Source organism: Curtobacterium sp. VKM Ac-1393 (assembly GCF_015350995.1).
Taxonomy (GTDB): Bacteria; Actinomycetota; Actinomycetes; order Actinomycetales; family Microbacteriaceae; genus Curtobacterium.
The window spans coordinates 240,981-256,888 of record NZ_JADKRW010000007.1 but is presented as its reverse complement, the minus strand read 5'-3'; the positions used below and the strand labels follow the sequence as shown (position 1 = coordinate 256,888).

The following is a 15,908-nucleotide window of genomic DNA, read 5'->3' as shown; positions in this document are numbered from 1 at the left end:
TTCCCACGGGGGCATCCCAGGTGCGGCCCCGTGAGCAGCGATTAGCGTAGTCGGCATGCCTGATGAACCACAGCCGGGGCCGGACGACGACTTCCAGGAGATGCTGCGCAAGCTGCTCTCGGGCGAGGGTCAGATCGACCCGTCGCAGCTCGCCGGCGCAGCCGGCCTGCCGAACGACCCGGCCTTCGTGGCGAACCTGATGAGCCAGCTGCAGCGCGCTGCGCAGTCCGGCGGGGACGGCATCGACTTCTCCGCGACCGCCGAGCGCGCCACCGCGATCGCCCGCGAAGGCGGTCACGCCGTCGACCCGGTGGCGTCGCAGGCTGCCGACCAGGCCTTCCAGGTCGCCGCGCTCTGGCTCGACGAGGTCACGACCGTCGCCGAGCTCACCGCCAAGCCGAGTCTCTACACGCGCGAGCAGTGGGCGAAGGCGACGGTGCCGGTGTGGACCCAGATCGCCGAGCCCGTGGCGTTCAGCATCGCGGATGCCCTGACCGAGGCGATCGACCAGCGAGCGCCTGAGGAGCTCAAGGCGATGCTCGGTGACGTCTCGAAGGCCATGCGCGGGGTCGGTGGTGCACTCTTCGCGATCCAGCTCGGCCAGGTCGTCGGCCAGCTGTCGAAGGAGGTCGTGTCCGGCGGCGACGTCGGTGTGCCCCTGCTCGACGAGCAGGTCGCGGCGCTCCTGCCGCAGAACGTGGCCGAGTTCGCGGAAGGGCTCGACGTCTCCGAGGACGAGGTCCGCATCTACCTGGCGGTCCGCGAGCTCGCGCACGCACGGCTCTTCCGCTCCGCACGGTGGCTGCGCCTGCACATCATCTCGTCGATCACCGACTACGCCCGGGGCATCCACATCCCGTTCGACCGCGTCGAGGAGCTCGCGGCGGACATCGACCCGACGAACCAGGAGCAGCTGCGCGATGCGCTGGCCTCCGGTGCACTCATCCCGCCGCGGACGCCGGAGCAGGACGCCGCGCTCGCCCGGCTCGAGACCATGCTCGCGCTCGTCGAGGGCTGGGTCGACACCGTCACGGCCGCTGCGACCGTGCGACTGCCGAAGAGCGGTGCGATCGCCGAGATGGTCCGCCGACGCCGGGCAGCCGGTGGGCCCGCGGAATCCGCGTTCGCGACCCTCGTCGGTCTCGAACTCCGACCGCGCCGCCTGCGTGAGGCCGCTGCCATGTGGCAGCGCGTGACGGACGAGCTCGGTGCCGAGCAGCGCGACGCGCTCTGGTCGCACTTCGACCTCGTGCCCACGTCCGACGACGTCGACGCACCGGACGCCCTGGTCGCCCGCCTGCGGAACCCGGCACAGACCGAGGAGGACGACGCGTTCGACAAGGCGCTCGAGGACCTGCTCAACGACGCCACCGGCTCGCGCCCGCACGAGGACGAGTCCGGCCGCGTCGACGACGGCGCCCCGGGCACCGGCGCCCCGGACACCGACGGCCCGGCCACGGACCAGTCCGGTGCCGACGAAGACCACCCCGGCGACCAGCCCCGCTGAGACCGGCAACGGCGAGCCCGGCAACGGCGTGCCCGGCACGGCACGGCGAGTTCTCCACAGATCCACCGCCCGACCCCACGCGTGCCCCCGACTCGGGCACCGTGGGTCCATGGGCATCCGCATCGATCCGACACTCGAGTTCGTCTGGCGCGACCCGGCGACGGTGCAGCTCGGGGTCGATCCACCGCGCGCCGTGGTCGCCGTGCCGTCAGTGGGAGAAGAACGGTTCCTCAGCGCCCTGCGCCGCGAGACCGGGCGCGAGGCGCTGAGCGGTCTCGCCGCCGCGTCGGGCTGCCCGCCCGACGTGGCCGCACGGATCCTCGGCGCAGCGTCCCCAGCGGTGATCGAGGTCCTGCCGGAACCACTTGAACGGATCGAGGTGCACGGCTCGGGTGCGCTCGCCGACACGGTGGCGTCCTACCTGTCCGGCGAGGGTGTGACCGTCGCACGGACGTCGTCCTCGCGGGGTGGCCCGGTCGTGGTGCCGGAGCACGACCCCCGACTCGCGGTGGTGGTCGCCGACCACGTCGTCGACCCGGCGCTCCGCGCCGCCTGGTCCCGCCGAGGTGTGCCGCACCTGGCGGTCGTCGTGGGCGACGGGCGCATCCGTCTCGGGCCGTTCGTCGTCCCGGGGGCCGGGCCGTGCCTGCAGTGTGCCGAGTTCGCCCGCGTGGACGACGATCCGGCGTGGCCGGCGATCGCGTCGCAGCTGTGGGGGCGACCACCGAAACCACTGTCGCCGTGGCGCACGGCCGCGGTGGCCGCGGCCACGACGCGTCTGCTGGTCGAACGGCTGCCGCTCCGCACGCAGCGCGCCGACCCGGACCAGCTCGTGTTCGACCGGGGTGACCTGGCCGTCAGCCGGTGGTCGGTGCCGCTCCATCCGCGGTGTGCGTGCCGAGCGCTGCCAGGAACCGACTCGGGGCCCGCGCTCCCCCACGCGTGGAACCCTGTCGCGACCACGTGATCGTCACGGTCCGTCGCGCACGGGTCAGGCCGACGTAGAACAGGCGGCGTTCCTCGTCGACCGCGGTGTCCGTGGTGGCGTGCGAGATCGGCAGGAGTCCTTCGGCGGCTCCGGCGATGACCACGTTCGGCCACTCGAGGCCCTTGGACGAGTGCAGGGTCGCCAACGTGACGGCGTCGATCTCCGGCTCGTGGTGGGTCGCCGCGCGGTCGACCAGGTCCTGGGTGAACTGCTGCATGGTCGTGCCGGCGGGGGCGTCCTCGGCCAGGCCCATGATCGCCTGCAGCGCTTCCCACTGCTCGCGGACGGCGCCGGTGCCCTCGGGCGCGGTCGACGTCCACCCGCTGACCTGCAGCACGAGCCGGACACGTCGGGTCAGTTCGTCGTCGGTCTGCCGGATCGCCTCGCCGCGCATGTGGTGGACGGCGAGCTTCACCTCGGGTCGGTTGAAGAACCGGGTTCCGCCCTGCACCCGGTACGGGATGCCGTTGCGACCCAGCGCGGACTCGAGCGCCGCGGACTGCGCTCCGACACGGAACAGCACCGCGCAGTCGCCGTACGACGCCCCGGCGGCGACGAGCTCGGCGATGCGCCGGGCGATGGTCTGGGCCTCGTCGCCGTCGTGCACGCACGGCACGACGAGCGGGTCCGGGCCGGGCTCCTGGGTCTGGGCGACCAGATCGAGTGCACCCGGTTGTCCGCGCATCAGGGTGTTGGCGGCGTGGACGACCTCGCGGGTGGAGCGGTAGTTCCGTTCGAGCCGTACGACCGAGCCGCGGGGGAACTCGGAACCGAAGCCGAGCAGGTAGTCGCTCGAGGCGCCGGCGAACGAGTAGATCGTCTGGCTGGCGTCACCGACGACGCAGAGGTCGTCGCGGCCACCCAGCCATGCGCGCAGCAGGTCGTGCTGCACGGGCGAGACGTCCTGGTACTCGTCGACGACGAAGAACCGGTACTGCTGCCGCACGTACGACGCCACCCGCGGCTCTGACTCGACCATGCCGAGCGTGGTGAGCAGGACGTCCTCGAAGTCGAGCTGCCGGCGGTCGTCCTTCAGGCGCTCGTACGCCTTCATCAGGTCGATCACCCGGCGGGGCGAGGTGTCGCGCGGCATCACGCGTTCGGCGGCGGCGGCCTCGTACTCCTCGAGCGAGAGCATCTGCACTTTGCGCCACTCGACCTCGGCGGCCAGGTCGCGGAGCGCCGGGGTGTCGACCGACATGCCGACGGTGTCCGCAGCGTGCGCGATCATCCGGCCCTTGGACTCGACGATCTTCGGGGCGTGCCCGCCGACGGTGTCCGGCCAGAAGTAGCTGAGCTGCGCCATGGCAGCCGCGTGGAACGTGCGCGCCTGCACCGTGCCGGCACCGAGCGATCGGAGCCGGGACCGCAACTCCCCGGCCGCACGGCTGGTGAACGTCAGCGCGAGGACGTGGTTCGGCGCGTACGTGCCGGTCGCGACGCCGTAGGCGATCCGGTGCGTGATCGCCCGCGTCTTGCCGGTCCCGGCGCCGGCGAGCACCGCGACGGGGCCGAGCAGCGTCCGGGCGACGGTGCGCTGCTCGGTGTCGAGCGCGGCGAGGAGTTCATCGGGCGACGGCGGCCGGATCTCGGCCGGAGCACCAGCCGGACCACCAGCCGACACCGGACCACCAGCGCCGCTCACGGCAGGTCCAGCGGCCCGCCGTACCACTCTTCGATGATGGCGCGGGCGATCGACGTCCGACCGGGCAGCAGCAGGGTGTCCCCCGCACGCTCCCGGATGTCGTCGCGCGAGAACCAGCGCACGTCGAGGATCTCGACGCCGTCCGGCCGCGCGGTCGACGGGTCGCCGTCCACCGCCCGGGCCCGGAAACCGACCATCAGCGACGCAGGGAACGGCCACGGCTGCGAGCCGAGGTACTCGGGTTCCTCGACGTGCACGCCGGACTCCTCGAACACCTCGCGGCGGACGGCGTCCTCGAGCGACTCCCCCGGTTCGACGAACCCGGCGAGCAACGAGTACCGGTTGGCGTCCCACGCGGCGTTCGAGCCGAGCAGGATGCGGTCGTCGGCGTCGACGACACCGACGATGATCGCGGCGTCGGTGCGCGGGAAGTGCTCGTGCCCCTCGGGGTCGCGGCGCACCCAGCCGCCGGTGACGACGTCGGTCGCGGACCCCGTGCGGGGTGAGAACCCGTGGACCGCGTGCCAGTTCGCCATCGCGACGGCTTCGACCGCCAGGCCCTGGTCGCGCGGGGACAGCTCGGTGCCGAACATGCGCAGGCTCTCCCACGCGTCGTCCGACGGTTCGATGGCCGACGCGGTGGCGTCGTCGACGAGGGCGGCGACGAAGCGGGTGCCGGCGGGGGCGTCGGCAGCGTCCGACACGGCGCGGCCGAGGTACAGGGTCACGGTGCCGACCGGCACGTCGGCCGCGGTCACGAACCGCAGGGTGCCGTCGGCGTTCCGGAGCATCTCCGAGCCGTGCACCGGCAGGTACCGGGTCGCTGGGTCCTCGCGCAGGACCTGGTCGAGGTCCGGCGTCGTGCGGAACTCGGCGTCGCGGTCGAGTTCGTTGCGGGACAGCGGGAGCCGGGAGGCGAACTCGACGGTCACGGCAGAGGACTCCTCGGTGCGAGTGCAGGGTAGACCTGCGGGGAAGGCGGACGGACGGTGCGGGCGGACAAGGCGTGCTGGGAAGGCTTCGGGAACAGCGTGGCGTGCACCCGTGCAGGCGTCACGCACCTACCCTGAGGGCATGGCGGGATCCCAGTTCACTCTAGCCGCGTTGGCGACGACGGCCGTGCCCGGTCTCGTCGTCACGGGCACGCGCACGCTCGGCTCGGCCGCGGCCGGTGACTACGAGTCGGCGCTCCTCCGCGACGCCGACGGCGTCGAGCTGGTCATCCGTCGTCCCCGCAACCAGCGGGCGGAAGCCCGGCAGTCGGCCGACCTCGTCGCGATCCGAGCGCTGAGCGCCGGGATCCGCACGCGCCTCCCGTTCGGTGTGGCCGAGTACCGCGGTCAGGCGCCGATCGGATCGACCCGCGCCATCGTGACCACCCGTCTGTCGGGCGCGCACCCGACGCTCGCGTCGTTCGCCGAGCGCCCCGAGCTCGCCACGAGCGTCGGCCGCGCCCTCGCCGCGATCCACCAGCTGCCGACGAGCTTCGTCTCCGACGCCGGTCTGCCCTCGCTCACCCCGTTCGAGGTGCTGCGGTCGGCCGTCTCGGTGATGGACCGCGCGGTCGCCACCAAGCTCGTGCCCGCCGCGTTGGTCGAACGCTGGGAGGGCGCCGCCCGCGACCAGCAGCTGTGGCAGTTCACCCCGACCGTCGTGCACGGATCGATCGGCACCGGCGTGCTGCTCGTCGACGGAGACGCCGTCAGCGGGATCCTCGACTGGGGCGAGCTCCGGCTCGGCGACCCGGCGAAGGACCTCGCCTGGGTGCTCGCCGGTCGGCGCGACGCCTTCGACACCGTGCTGAGCGCCTACGAGGCGAACGGCGGCGGGCGCGACCGCCAGCTCGCGCAGCGCGCTCGGGTGCACCACGAGCTCGAGACGGCGCACTGGCTGTTGCACGGCGTGCAGGCCAAGAGCACCGAGGTCGTCGACGACGCGGTCGCGATGATGCACCGACTGGTGGATGCGGTGCACGCGCCGAGCGCGGAACCGCTGCAGTCGGTGTCCCCCGAGACGATGGAGATCGGCGAGGTCGAGCAGCTGCTGTCGTCGACCGAGCGCCGGCACGGCTGACCCCACGCGTCGGCCGGGCGGCCGACGTCGGTCGCGTGGTGCGCGGTGCACGTGACCGCCTGGAGGCCCGGTGCCGGTCCGCCGGACCGGCACCGGGCCTCCAGTGCGTCGCCGGGCGGGCGCGGGGCGCTCCGCCGAACCGTCACGTCCGCCGACCGGGTGCGGCCCGGCGGCCCATCAGCCCGGCGGCCCGTCAGCCGATCGCGTCCGTCCACGCACGCTCCAGGCCGGCTCGGTCCAGCATTTCGGTCGGGCGGACCTCGAGGTCATCGGCGACGAAGTAGAACACCGCGTCGACCTGGTCGAGGGGCCGCCCGGTGAACTCGGCGTACGCCACCCGGTACAACGCGAGCTGCAGGGTCCGGCGGGCCAGGTCGTCGGTGCCCGACGGCGCCTTGCCCGTCTTCCAGTCGACCACCTCGGCGCGACCGTCGATCTCGTACACGGCGTCGAGCTTGCAGACGACGCTGTGCCCGAGGAACGGGATGTGGATCTCCCGCTCGACCTCGACAGGTGTGCGACCGGCCCATCGGGATCGGGCGAAGGTGGCCTGGAACTCGGCGAGCCGTCGGGCGTCGTCGTCCGTGACCACGGCGTCGGGTGCGGCGTCGACCAGGTCGTCGGCGTCGAGTTCGTCACCCCAGACGTCGAGGGTCTCGAGCGACCCGCCTGTCCGCGCGCGCTGCTCCACCCACTGGTGGAAGAGCGTGCCGAGCCGGGTCGCGCGGTACGGACGTTCCGGCATCGGTCGGCGCAGGCGCTCGGCGACCTTGTCCGGCTCGGTCAGGTAGTCCTTGAAACCGGACGCCGGCACGCGGTGCGGCACGACGACCGCGTGCTTCGCGTTCCGGGTCGCCCGTCGTTCCGCGAGCAGCAGGTCGATGTCGGCCGCGTAACGACCGGAGGCGCCGGGGTTGGCGTTCCGCACCCGTTCGGCCGCCGCCAGCACCCGGGGCGCCCGCTGCCCGAACGGCACGTGCGGCCAGAGCTGCGTCGCGCCGTCCTCGCCGAGGGGGTTCTCGTCGTGCACGGTGGTCTCCGGGATCGCGGTGCCGTCGATGACCCCGGCCTCGACCAGGTCGTGGAGGTACCGGCTCGGTTCGGTGGGCCGCACGCCGCCGGCCCAGAACGAGCCGGACACGAGCAGGTTGTGGCGGGCACGGGTCAGCGCGACGTACGTGAGTCGCCGCTCCTCGTCCTCGTTGCGCGCCTTCATCTGCTCCTTGAAGGCGTCGATCGCGGTGGTGACGTCCTTCTGGGTCTCCTGTCCACGCCACGCGAGGTTCGGCAGCTCGGCGCCGTCCCCGCGGAACTCGTAGGGCAACCGGCCGAAGCCGAGCCAGCCGGACGAGCCCTCCTGCGGTCGCGCGGGCAGTCCGCCCTCGACCATGCGCGGCACCGCGACGGCGTCCCACTCGAGGCCCTTCGAGCCGTGGATCGTCAGGATCTGGACCGTTCCCGCCTCGGGCTCCTCGGAGCGCGGGCCCATGTCGTCACGACGGGCGGCGGCGTCGATCCAGCCCAGGAAGGACCCGAGGTCGGCGCGGTCGTCGGTGGCGACGAACCCGGCGAGTTCGTCGATGAAGGCGTCGAGGTACGCCCCGCTGCCCTGCTCGTGCGCTGCGACCTCGATGTCGAGCCGCATCTCCTGCACCACGAGCGTCACGAAGTCGACCAGGTCGCTGCCGGCACGCGACCGCAGCATCGCGAGCCGAGCGCCGAGCTCCCGCATCCGGCTGCGACCGGCGGGTGTGATGCCCTCGAGCGCGCCGTGCTCGTCCGGTGCCGTCGCCACGAAGTCCAGGGCGTCGACGATCGACCCGTGCTCCCCCGCCGCGACCGAGGCCCGGAAGGCTGCGGTCAGCTCGTCGTCGAGTCGCTGCTGGGTGTGGTCGCGCTGGAACAGCCACCGCGCGAGGTGGTGCAGGGCGACGATGTCCGCCGCTCCCACCCGCCACCGTGCGCCGGCGAGCAACCGGATGAGGTCGTTGCCGGCAGCCGGGTCGTGGAGCACCCGCAGGCAGGCCACCAGGTCGACGATCTCGGGACGCTGGAGCAGCCCGCCGGTGCCGAGCACGTGGAAGGGCACCGCGCGGGCTCCGAGCGCCGCGGTGAACGACGCCAGGTCCTTGCGGGCACGGAGCAGCAACGCCATCGACGCGGTCGGTCGCTGCTTCCGGTGGGCCTGGAACCACGCGGCGACCTCGTCGGCTTCTTCCGGCAGGGTCTCCGGGAACACCACGCGGACCGTGCCGGCGTCCGCACCGGGTCGCGGTGACAGGCGCTCCACGTCGACCTCGGACGCCTCGGAGAGCGGCGCGACGATCGCGTTCGCCCCGGCGAGGACGTCGACCGGGTTCCGCCAGCTCGTCGACAGCGCGAACGTGACCGGACGGGCTGCGTCCGGCTCGGTACCGCCGAAGTCGCGCGGGAAGCGCGCGAGGTTCGCCGCACTCGCACCGCGGAACCCGTAGATCGACTGGTGCGGGTCGCCCACGGCCATCACCGAGTGCCCGCGGAACAGCCTGGCGAGGAACCGCGTCTGCACCACCGAGGTGTCCTGGTACTCGTCGAGCAGCACGACGCCGAACCGCTGCCGCAGGTCGGTGACCACACGAGGGGCGGACTCGGCTGCGGCGAGCGCGAGGGCGATCTGGTCGGAGAACTCGACGAAACCGCGGTCGACCTTCTGTCGGCGGAACTCGGCGACCAGGTCGGCGAGGGGCTCCAGCGCACCGATCGCGGCGACGGCGTCGGTGATCGCCTTGTACGGCTTGCCGCGGTTGCCGGGGAGTTCGAGCAGCTCGGAGAACTCCACGGCGAAGCGGCGGAGGTCCTCCGGCTCGACGAGGTGCTCGGACGTCGCCCCGGCGAGCGCGACCACGGCGGCCGTGAGCGTGTCGACGTCGCGGTCGAGTCCGGCCAGCCGGTCGTCGCGGGCCGCCACCACCACGCGGCGGGCCAGCTGCCAGGCGGACGGTTCGGTCAGGACCTGGGACTCGCCGTCGCGGCCGACGAGCAGGGCGTTCTCGCGGAAGACGGCGTTCGCGAACGCGTTGTAGGTCGACACCGTCGGCGCTTCGAAGGCGTCGCCCGGGGTGATCAGCCCGACCTGTTCGAGCGCACGGATGCGGTCGTTGATGCGGATCGAGAGCTCACCGGCGGCCTTGCGGGTGAAGGTCAGGCCGAGGACCTCGTCCGGTCGGACCAGGCCGTTGGCCAGCAGCCAGACCACGCGCGACGCCATCGTCTCGGTCTTGCCGCTGCCGGCGCCGGCGACGACCAGGGCGGGGGCGAGCGGGGACTCGATGACGGCGCGCTGCTGTGCGGTGGGTCGGGGGCGTTCGAGCGCGTCGGCGATGGCGTCGGCACCGTGCCGGATCGTGGGCGCCACGGTGTCGGTCGTGTCGGTCGTGTCGGTCGTGTCGGTCACCACGTCACCTCCGCCACCACGTGGATCCGGCACTCGACGCCGGTCCGTGCCTTCTCGCAGTGGTCGTCGACGTTCGCCAGGAACGTCCGTGCCGCCATGCCGCGGGCGACGCCGTGCAGTCGCTCCCGGTAGGCATCGCGGGCGTCGTCGTCGAACGCCTGCTGGGTGCGCTCCGAGTACGCGTGCCCGCCGCGGGGGTTCTGCACGAACACCAGCCGGGCGTCCGTCATCACCGAGCCGGCCGGCACCCCTTCGACCGCGCCGTCCTCGACCGCCAGTTGGTAGGCGCCGAGCTGCGGGTGTTCGGGCATGTCGTTCTTCTCGCTCGGCATCGACCGACCGGTCTTCAGGTCCACGACGCTCACGCGGCCCTCGGGGTCGACCTCGATGCGGTCGATGCTGCCGCGCATCCGGGCGGGGCCGGTCACGAGCGCGAACGAGGTCTCGGCGCCGAGCACCCGGCGTCCGGCTCCCGCGAAGGTGCGCAGGTAGTCGCTGAGCCCCTCGATCATCCGTCGTGTGCGCGCGCGTTCACGGTCGGCGACCCACGGCGACTCGAAGGTCAGTTCGTCCCACCTGGCCTCGACCCGCTCCCACAGCGACTCCACGTCGATCTCGGTCGCGCGCTCCATCACCTCGTGCACGATCGTGCCGATCCCCATCGCCGGGCTCGGTGCACCGCCCCCGAAGGTCTGCACGAACCAGTGCACCGGGCACTCCTCGAACGTGCCGATGCGCGACGGCGAGACCGACACGGTGGGAGCGACGGGTTCGCTGCCCTCGACCTCGGGCACCGGATCGGCCGCGAGGTCGACCAGGGGTTCGTCGGTCGTCGGCTCGGCGAGTCCGTACCAATGGTCGGGCGCGGCCCCGGGGACCTCGGCGTCGGCCAGCCGGGCCAACGCCGAGGCGGCCTCGTGGTCGCCGGAGAGCACCACACGTCGTCGGAGGGACCCGGCCAACCCACGGAGGGACAGCGGGTGCACGGTCGGCTGTCGGTCCGGTGGCACCGGCACCAGGCGGACGAACGGCGACGGGGACTCGTCGTCGTTCGCGACGGTGCCGATCACGACCTGGGTGGTGGCGCGGGAGACGGCACGGGCGAACAGCCGGAGCTCGTCGGCGACCACGGCCGCTCGGTCGTCGATCGGCGAGCGTTCGACGCCCGAGGCCGCACGGACCAGGCCGTCGGGATCGAGCAGACTGCCGCGCACCCGGGTGTTCGGCCACACGCCGTCCTGCAGCCCCAGCACGACGACGACGTCGCACTCGAGTCCGATCGTCGCCGACGGCGTGAGCACCCGCACGCGACCGGTGGTGCGATCGGGGCCGATGGAGTCCTCGGGCAGGTCGGCACCGAGCAGGTCGTCGACGAACACCCGCGCCGGAGCGTCCGGGGTGCGCTCGACGAACCGCTTCGCTGCGGTGAACAGTCCGACGACCGCGTCGAGGTGCCGGTCGGCCTCGCCCGCGCCGACCCCGCCGGCCGCTGACTGCCCGCCCCACGACTTCGCGAGCCCGCTGCGCTCCCACAGTCCCCAGAGGATCTCCTCGATGCTCGAACCGGCCTGGGCGTCGGCGTGCGCCTGCACCAGGCTGCGCGCGAGGCGGGTGGCCCGTCGTGCGAATCCCGCGTCGACCGTGGCCAGGCGCTCCGGCGCACCGAGCGCGTCGACCAGCAGTTCGTCGGCGGTGCGGGTGCCGTCGCCCGCGAGCTCTTCGCGTCGCAGGGCGAGCCGGAGCCGGCGCATCGCCAGGGTGTCGAGCCCGCCGAGCGGTCCGGTGGCGAACGCGGTGGCCAGGGTGGCGTCCAGCGGCAGCACCCCGAGGGCGACGGCTGCGGCGTCGAGCAGAGCCCGCGCCGCGGAGTCGTCGCGCGGACGGACAGGAGCGGCGCCGGCGGTGGCGGGGACCTCGGCGACCGACAGCGCGCGCACGAGTTCGGGGATCGCGGCACCGCTCCGGGTGACCACGGCCATCCGGTGCCACGGCACGCCGTCGAGCAGGCGGTGCTCGCGGAGCCGCCGAGCGATCGCGACGACCAGCGCCGACCGGCTGGCCGCCTCGAGGTGCACGACGGCGTCGGCCCTGGTGTCCTCGTCGCTCGCGGTGGCGGCGCGCTGCCGGCCGGCGGCCGCGGTGCCGATCCGGCCCGTGATGCCCGAGACCAGCGCTCGGATCGGCGCGGGGTGGCGGTGCACGGTGCCGAGGAACAGCTCGTCGACGCGGTCCACCCCGAGGCGGACGGCCAGGCGCCCGAGCACGTCGGGTTCGGCGCCGCGGAACGCCGAGGCAGCGATGTCCGGATCGCCGAACGCCACGATCTGCACACCGGACCGGGCGAGCGCACCGAGCAGCGCGATCTCGCCCTCGACGAGTTCTTGGGTGTCGTCGACAACGATCAGTCCGAGGGCGGCGATGCTCGCGGGCAGCTCGCCCCGCAGGACGGCGGCGGTGGCGAACGCGACGAGTTCACCGGAGTCGAGGCTCGTGGTGCGGAACGCCGTGACCGACGCGCGGTACTCGTCGACGAAGTCACCGACGGCCCGCCACTCGGGTCGGCCGCCCTCGTCGCCGAGCTCGCGCATGTCCTCGGGCTCGACGCCCGCCGCGACCGCACGCATCATGACGTCGCGCAGCGCCGTGCGGAACCCGGCGCGTTCGCGCACCACCGCGGTGATCGGCTCGGGCCACTCCGGACCGGTGCCGTCGATCTCGTGACCGGCGAGCAGGTCGGCGATGATGCGGTCCTGCTCGCCACCGGTCAGCAGCGTCGGGGCGTCCTGCCCCTGGACCGCGGCGGCGTGCGCGACGATCTGGAACGCCAGCGAGTTCACGGTCCGGGCGAGCGCTCCGGGCACCACGCGGTCGACCGTGGCGGCGAGCCGGTCGCGCAGCGCGGTGGCGGCGGTCCGCGCCGAGGTCAGCGCCAGCACCGTGGCGTGCCCGTCGGGGCTGATCGCGCCCGGACGGTTCAGCCGGTCGGCGACGAGCCGGGCCAGCGTGGTCGTCTTCCCCGTGCCGGGTGAGCCGATGACCGCCGCGTGCCGGCCCTCGGGCAGCGCGAGCACGGCCGCCTGCGTCGCGTCGTCGACCAGGGCACGTGCGACGCCGACGTCTGCGGGGGCTGGTGTCAGCGTGGTCTGCGGCACGCTCGTACGGTATCCACGACCGCCGACACCGCCCGGTCGGACGCGGGCGCGGCGCACACCCCGCCGGTCGAGTGCGCCCGCGGCGAACGTCGGATGCCCTCCGGGACCGCTCGGATACGCTGTGCTCGTGGACATCAAGATCGGCATCATCAACAGCCCCCGCGAGATCGCGTTCGAGACCGCCCAGACCGCCGACCAGATCGAGAAGACCGTGTCAGAGGCCCTGGCGTCGCAGGCGACGCACCTGTCGCTGCAGGACGACAAGGGCCGCCGGTTCATCGTTCCGGTCGCCGCGCTCGCCTACGTCGAGGTCGGCGCGGAAGAGGCACGCCGCATCGGCTTCGTCGCCTGACGACGTGGAGCTGCTCTTCGCCGTCCTCGGCGGCCTGATCATCGGCGGGATCGCACACGTGGTCCTGCCGTGGCGTGCCAGCCGTGGCGTCCTGATCGGTCCCGCCGTGGGCGGCATCGCCGCCGCCGTGCTGTGGGAAGCCCTGACCTGGGCCGGCTGGCAGTACGACGCGACCTGGATCTGGGTCGTGGCCCTCGTCGGGTCGGGCGTCGTCGCCCTGGTCGTCGAGTGGCTGCTCGGCACCCGACGCGAGCAGAGCGACGTCGAGTTCTACGAGCGCCTCAAGGCACACGTGGCCTGAGCCGACCCACCAGCCGCCGCAGCGCCGACGCACGGCAGTGCCAGCGCACCGCACCGCAGCGGGCGCTAGGCCGTCAGGCCGAGTGCGTCCATCCGGCGGGTGTGCGCGGCGATGAGCTCGGTCCAGACCGGCTCGAGCCGCTCCTGGTCTTCGCGAGCGTGCGACGCCAGCGCCGAGCGTGCCACGAGCAGGGTGTCCCCGACGAGTCGCCGGCCCCACATCGCCAACCGCGACCCGACCTCGGGATCGTCCGCGATGCGGGCGGTCAGTTCCTCGACGACGGCGGGTTCCTCACGCGCGTCGAACACCGACCGCAGCCGCTGCCGCACGTCGGCCGGCAGCGACCGGAGCAGGTTGCCGAACAGGTCGTTCAGGATGCCGGCGGTCACGTACCCGGTCAGCATCGACTCGTACCAGTCCGCACCGCTCGTGCGCTCGAGGAACCGGTCGATCGCCTCGCGGTGCGGGGCCATCAGCGCAGCCGGGTCCGAGCCGCCCCGCTCGATCTCGGCGACGATCGTGCGGTGCCGGTCGAGGGCGGTCGTCGCGAGCACGCCGGTCACCAGGCGACCGGACAGCGTCGGCGCCGAGGCACCGGCCCGCCCCATCGTCTCGTAGACCGAGAGCTGCAGGTACGCGGCCTGCCCGAGGTACACGTCGAGCTCGGGGCTGACGTCGTCGAGCGCCAGACGCTTGACCTGGGCTGCGTTCCGCGGGTTCCGCGACGCGAGCCACGCTGCTGCGAGCTGCGCCGCGCGCTTCCGGTTCCACCACGACACCACCCGGAGAGCATAGCGGGAACCGCCTCGCGCCCCGCTCCACCCGCCCATCGGTAGACTGGCCGGGACTTCCACCAGAACTAAGGTGATTCTTTGACTTTCTCAGACCTCAACATCGAGCAGGACATCGTCGATGCGCTCGCCGGCAAGGGCATCCTCGAGCCCTTCCCGATCCAGGAACAGACCATCCCCCTCGGCCTGACCGGCCAGGACATCATCGGCCAGGCCAAGACCGGTACCGGCAAGACCCTCGGGTTCGGCCTGCCGCTCATCCAGCGCCTCGGTGTCGACCCCGAGCACGGCGTCAAGGCGCTCGTCGTCGTCCCGACCCGCGAACTCGCGGTGCAGGTGACCGAGGACCTCGAGCTCGCGGCCTCGAACCGCTCGACCACGATCGTCTCGATCTACGGTGGCAAGGCGTACGAGGGCCAGATCGAGCAGCTCAAGGCCGGCGCGCAGATCGTCGTCGGCACGCCCGGTCGCCTCATCGACCTGCAGCGCCAGCGACTCCTCGACCTCTCCCACGTGCAGGAGGTCGTGCTCGACGAGGCCGACCGCATGCTCGACCTCGGGTTCCTGTCGGACATCGAGCGGATCTTCCAGGCCATCCCCGAGGTGCGGCACACGATGCTGTTCTCGGCCACGATGCCGGCCCCGATCGTCGCGCTCGCCCGCCGCTTCATGTCGCGCCCGATCCACATCCGTGCGACGGACCCCGACGAAGGCCTCATGCAGGCCAACATCAAGCACCTCATCTACCGGGCGCACTCGCTCGACAAGGACGAGGTCATCGCGCGCATCCTGCAGTCCGAGGGTCGCGGCAAGACCGTGATCTTCACCCGCACGAAGCGTGCCGCGGCGAAGCTCGTCGAGGAACTGAAGGACCGCGGGTTCAACGCCGCAGCGGTGCACGGTGACCTCAACCAGGAGCAGCGCGAGCGCGCGATGGCGGCGTTCAAGGCCGGCAAGCGCGACGTGCTCATCGCGACCGACGTCGCCGCCCGCGGCATCGACGTCGACGACGTCACGCACGTCATCAACCACACGATCCCGGACGACCCGGACACGTACCTGCACCGCGCGGGCCGCACCGGCCGTGCCGGCAAGACCGGCATCGCGGTCACGTTCGTCGACTGGGACGACCTGCACAAGTGGACGCTGATCGACAAGGCCCTCGAGTTCGGCATCCCCGAGCCCGTCGAGACCTACTCGTCATCGCCGCACCTGTTCGAGGAGCTCGACATCCCCAAGGGCACCAAGGGCCGCCTGCCCGGTGCCCCGTCGCACGCCGCGTCGGCGGGTGCCCCCGCCGAGAAGCGCAGCAGCGATCGCCCGGCCTCCGGTCCGCGTGACGCCTCGCGTTCGCGGTCGCGAAGCCGCACCCGGCCGGGAGGCGCGGAGCAGCCCGCCTCGCAGGCCCCTGCTGCCGAGTCCACGGCTCCGACCTCCGCGCCCACCGAGGGCATGTCGGCCACCGAGGGCGGGACCACCGACGGCGCCGCGAAGCGTCGCCGCCGTCGCCGCCGTCGCGGTGCCGGCACCGGCGATGCCTCGGCGACCGCCTCGGCACCGCAGGGCACGTCGGACGGCGAGTAGCGCCTCCAGACCGAAGGGCCCGTCGCTGACGCGACGGGCCCTTCGTCGTCCCCACCCGCCGACCGCGCCCGCGAAAGCGACA

At 72.9% G+C, this 15,908-nt stretch carries 11 protein-coding genes; 6 read left to right on the top strand and 5 right to left on the bottom strand.

What is annotated here, in order from left to right:
* Positions 1–55: 55 nt before the first annotated feature.
* Together ITJ59_RS16695 and ITJ59_RS16690 are read left to right on the top strand one after the other, a co-directional pair.
* A complete protein-coding gene (locus tag ITJ59_RS16695) occupies positions 56–1,507 on the top strand; it encodes a zinc-dependent metalloprotease (RefSeq protein ID WP_194652401.1) in 1,452 nt (483 codons plus the stop codon).
* Between the two features lie 109 nt (positions 1,508–1,616).
* Positions 1,617–2,474 carry a hypothetical protein gene (locus ITJ59_RS16690; RefSeq protein WP_194652400.1) on the top strand — a complete coding sequence of 286 codons (858 nt, stop codon included), beginning with the start codon at positions 1,617–1,619 and terminating at the stop codon, positions 2,472–2,474.
* Here the strand turns inward: ITJ59_RS16690 and ITJ59_RS16685 are convergent.
* Entirely contained in the window at positions 2,365–4,140 is a 1,776-nt protein-coding gene (locus ITJ59_RS16685; protein WP_323749537.1) for an ATP-dependent helicase, read from the bottom strand. The two genes, ITJ59_RS16690 and ITJ59_RS16685, sit on opposite strands and share 110 nt — an antisense overlap.
* Positions 4,137–5,072: an NAD(+) diphosphatase gene (nudC, locus tag ITJ59_RS16680; protein ID WP_194652399.1), complete on the bottom strand. Its 936-nt coding sequence runs from the start codon at positions 5,070–5,072 to the stop codon at positions 4,137–4,139. Before nudC ends, ITJ59_RS16685 begins: the two co-directional genes overlap by 4 nt.
* Before the next feature lie 142 nt (positions 5,073–5,214).
* Between nudC and ITJ59_RS16675 the strand changes: the two genes are divergently transcribed.
* Positions 5,215–6,213: a phosphotransferase gene (locus ITJ59_RS16675; RefSeq protein ID WP_194652398.1), complete on the top strand. Its 999-nt coding sequence runs from the start codon at positions 5,215–5,217 to the stop codon at positions 6,211–6,213.
* A 193-nt stretch (positions 6,214–6,406) separates the two neighbouring features.
* Here the strand turns inward: ITJ59_RS16675 and ITJ59_RS16670 are convergent, their stop codons facing one another.
* Together ITJ59_RS16670 and ITJ59_RS16665 are read right to left on the bottom strand one after the other, a co-directional pair.
* Complete coding sequence (locus ITJ59_RS16670; protein ID WP_194652397.1) at positions 6,407–9,646, bottom strand: UvrD-helicase domain-containing protein; 3,240 nt, start codon at positions 9,644–9,646, stop codon at positions 6,407–6,409.
* Positions 9,643–12,798: a PD-(D/E)XK nuclease family protein gene (locus ITJ59_RS16665; protein ID WP_194652396.1), complete on the bottom strand. Its 3,156-nt coding sequence runs from the start codon at positions 12,796–12,798 to the stop codon at positions 9,643–9,645. The genes ITJ59_RS16670 and ITJ59_RS16665 overlap by 4 nt, the downstream gene beginning before the upstream one ends.
* 127 nt (positions 12,799–12,925) lie before the next feature.
* Here ITJ59_RS16665 and ITJ59_RS16660 point away from each other — a divergent pair, with 127 nt between their 5' ends.
* Together ITJ59_RS16660 and ITJ59_RS16655 are read left to right on the top strand one after the other, a co-directional pair.
* A complete protein-coding gene (locus ITJ59_RS16660; RefSeq protein WP_194652395.1) occupies positions 12,926–13,150 on the top strand; it encodes a DUF3107 domain-containing protein in 225 nt (74 codons plus the stop codon).
* 4 nt (positions 13,151–13,154) lie between these two features.
* Entirely contained in the window at positions 13,155–13,451 is a 297-nt protein-coding gene (locus ITJ59_RS16655; RefSeq protein ID WP_194652394.1) for a hypothetical protein, read from the top strand.
* 65 nt (positions 13,452–13,516) lie between these two features.
* Here the strand turns inward: ITJ59_RS16655 and ITJ59_RS16650 are convergent, their stop codons facing one another.
* On the bottom strand, positions 13,517–14,233 hold the full coding sequence (locus ITJ59_RS16650; protein WP_323749536.1) for a ferritin-like fold-containing protein: 717 nt from the start codon (positions 14,231–14,233) through the stop codon (positions 13,517–13,519).
* Between the two features lie 90 nt (positions 14,234–14,323).
* Between ITJ59_RS16650 and ITJ59_RS16645 the strand changes: the two genes are divergently transcribed.
* Complete coding sequence (locus ITJ59_RS16645) at positions 14,324–15,826, top strand: DEAD/DEAH box helicase (protein ID WP_194652393.1); 1,503 nt, start codon at positions 14,324–14,326, stop codon at positions 15,824–15,826.
* Positions 15,827–15,908 lie beyond the last annotated feature (82 nt).

Coding starts and splice junctions, on each gene's coding strand:
- ITJ59_RS16690 (WP_194652400.1), top strand. CDS start 1,617: ATGGGCATCCGCATCGATCCGACACTCGAGTTCGTCTGGCGCGACCCG.
- ITJ59_RS16675 (WP_194652398.1), top strand. CDS start 5,215: ATGGCGGGATCCCAGTTCACTCTAGCCGCGTTGGCGACGACGGCCGTG.
- ITJ59_RS16695 (WP_194652401.1), top strand. CDS start 56: ATGCCTGATGAACCACAGCCGGGGCCGGACGACGACTTCCAGGAGATG.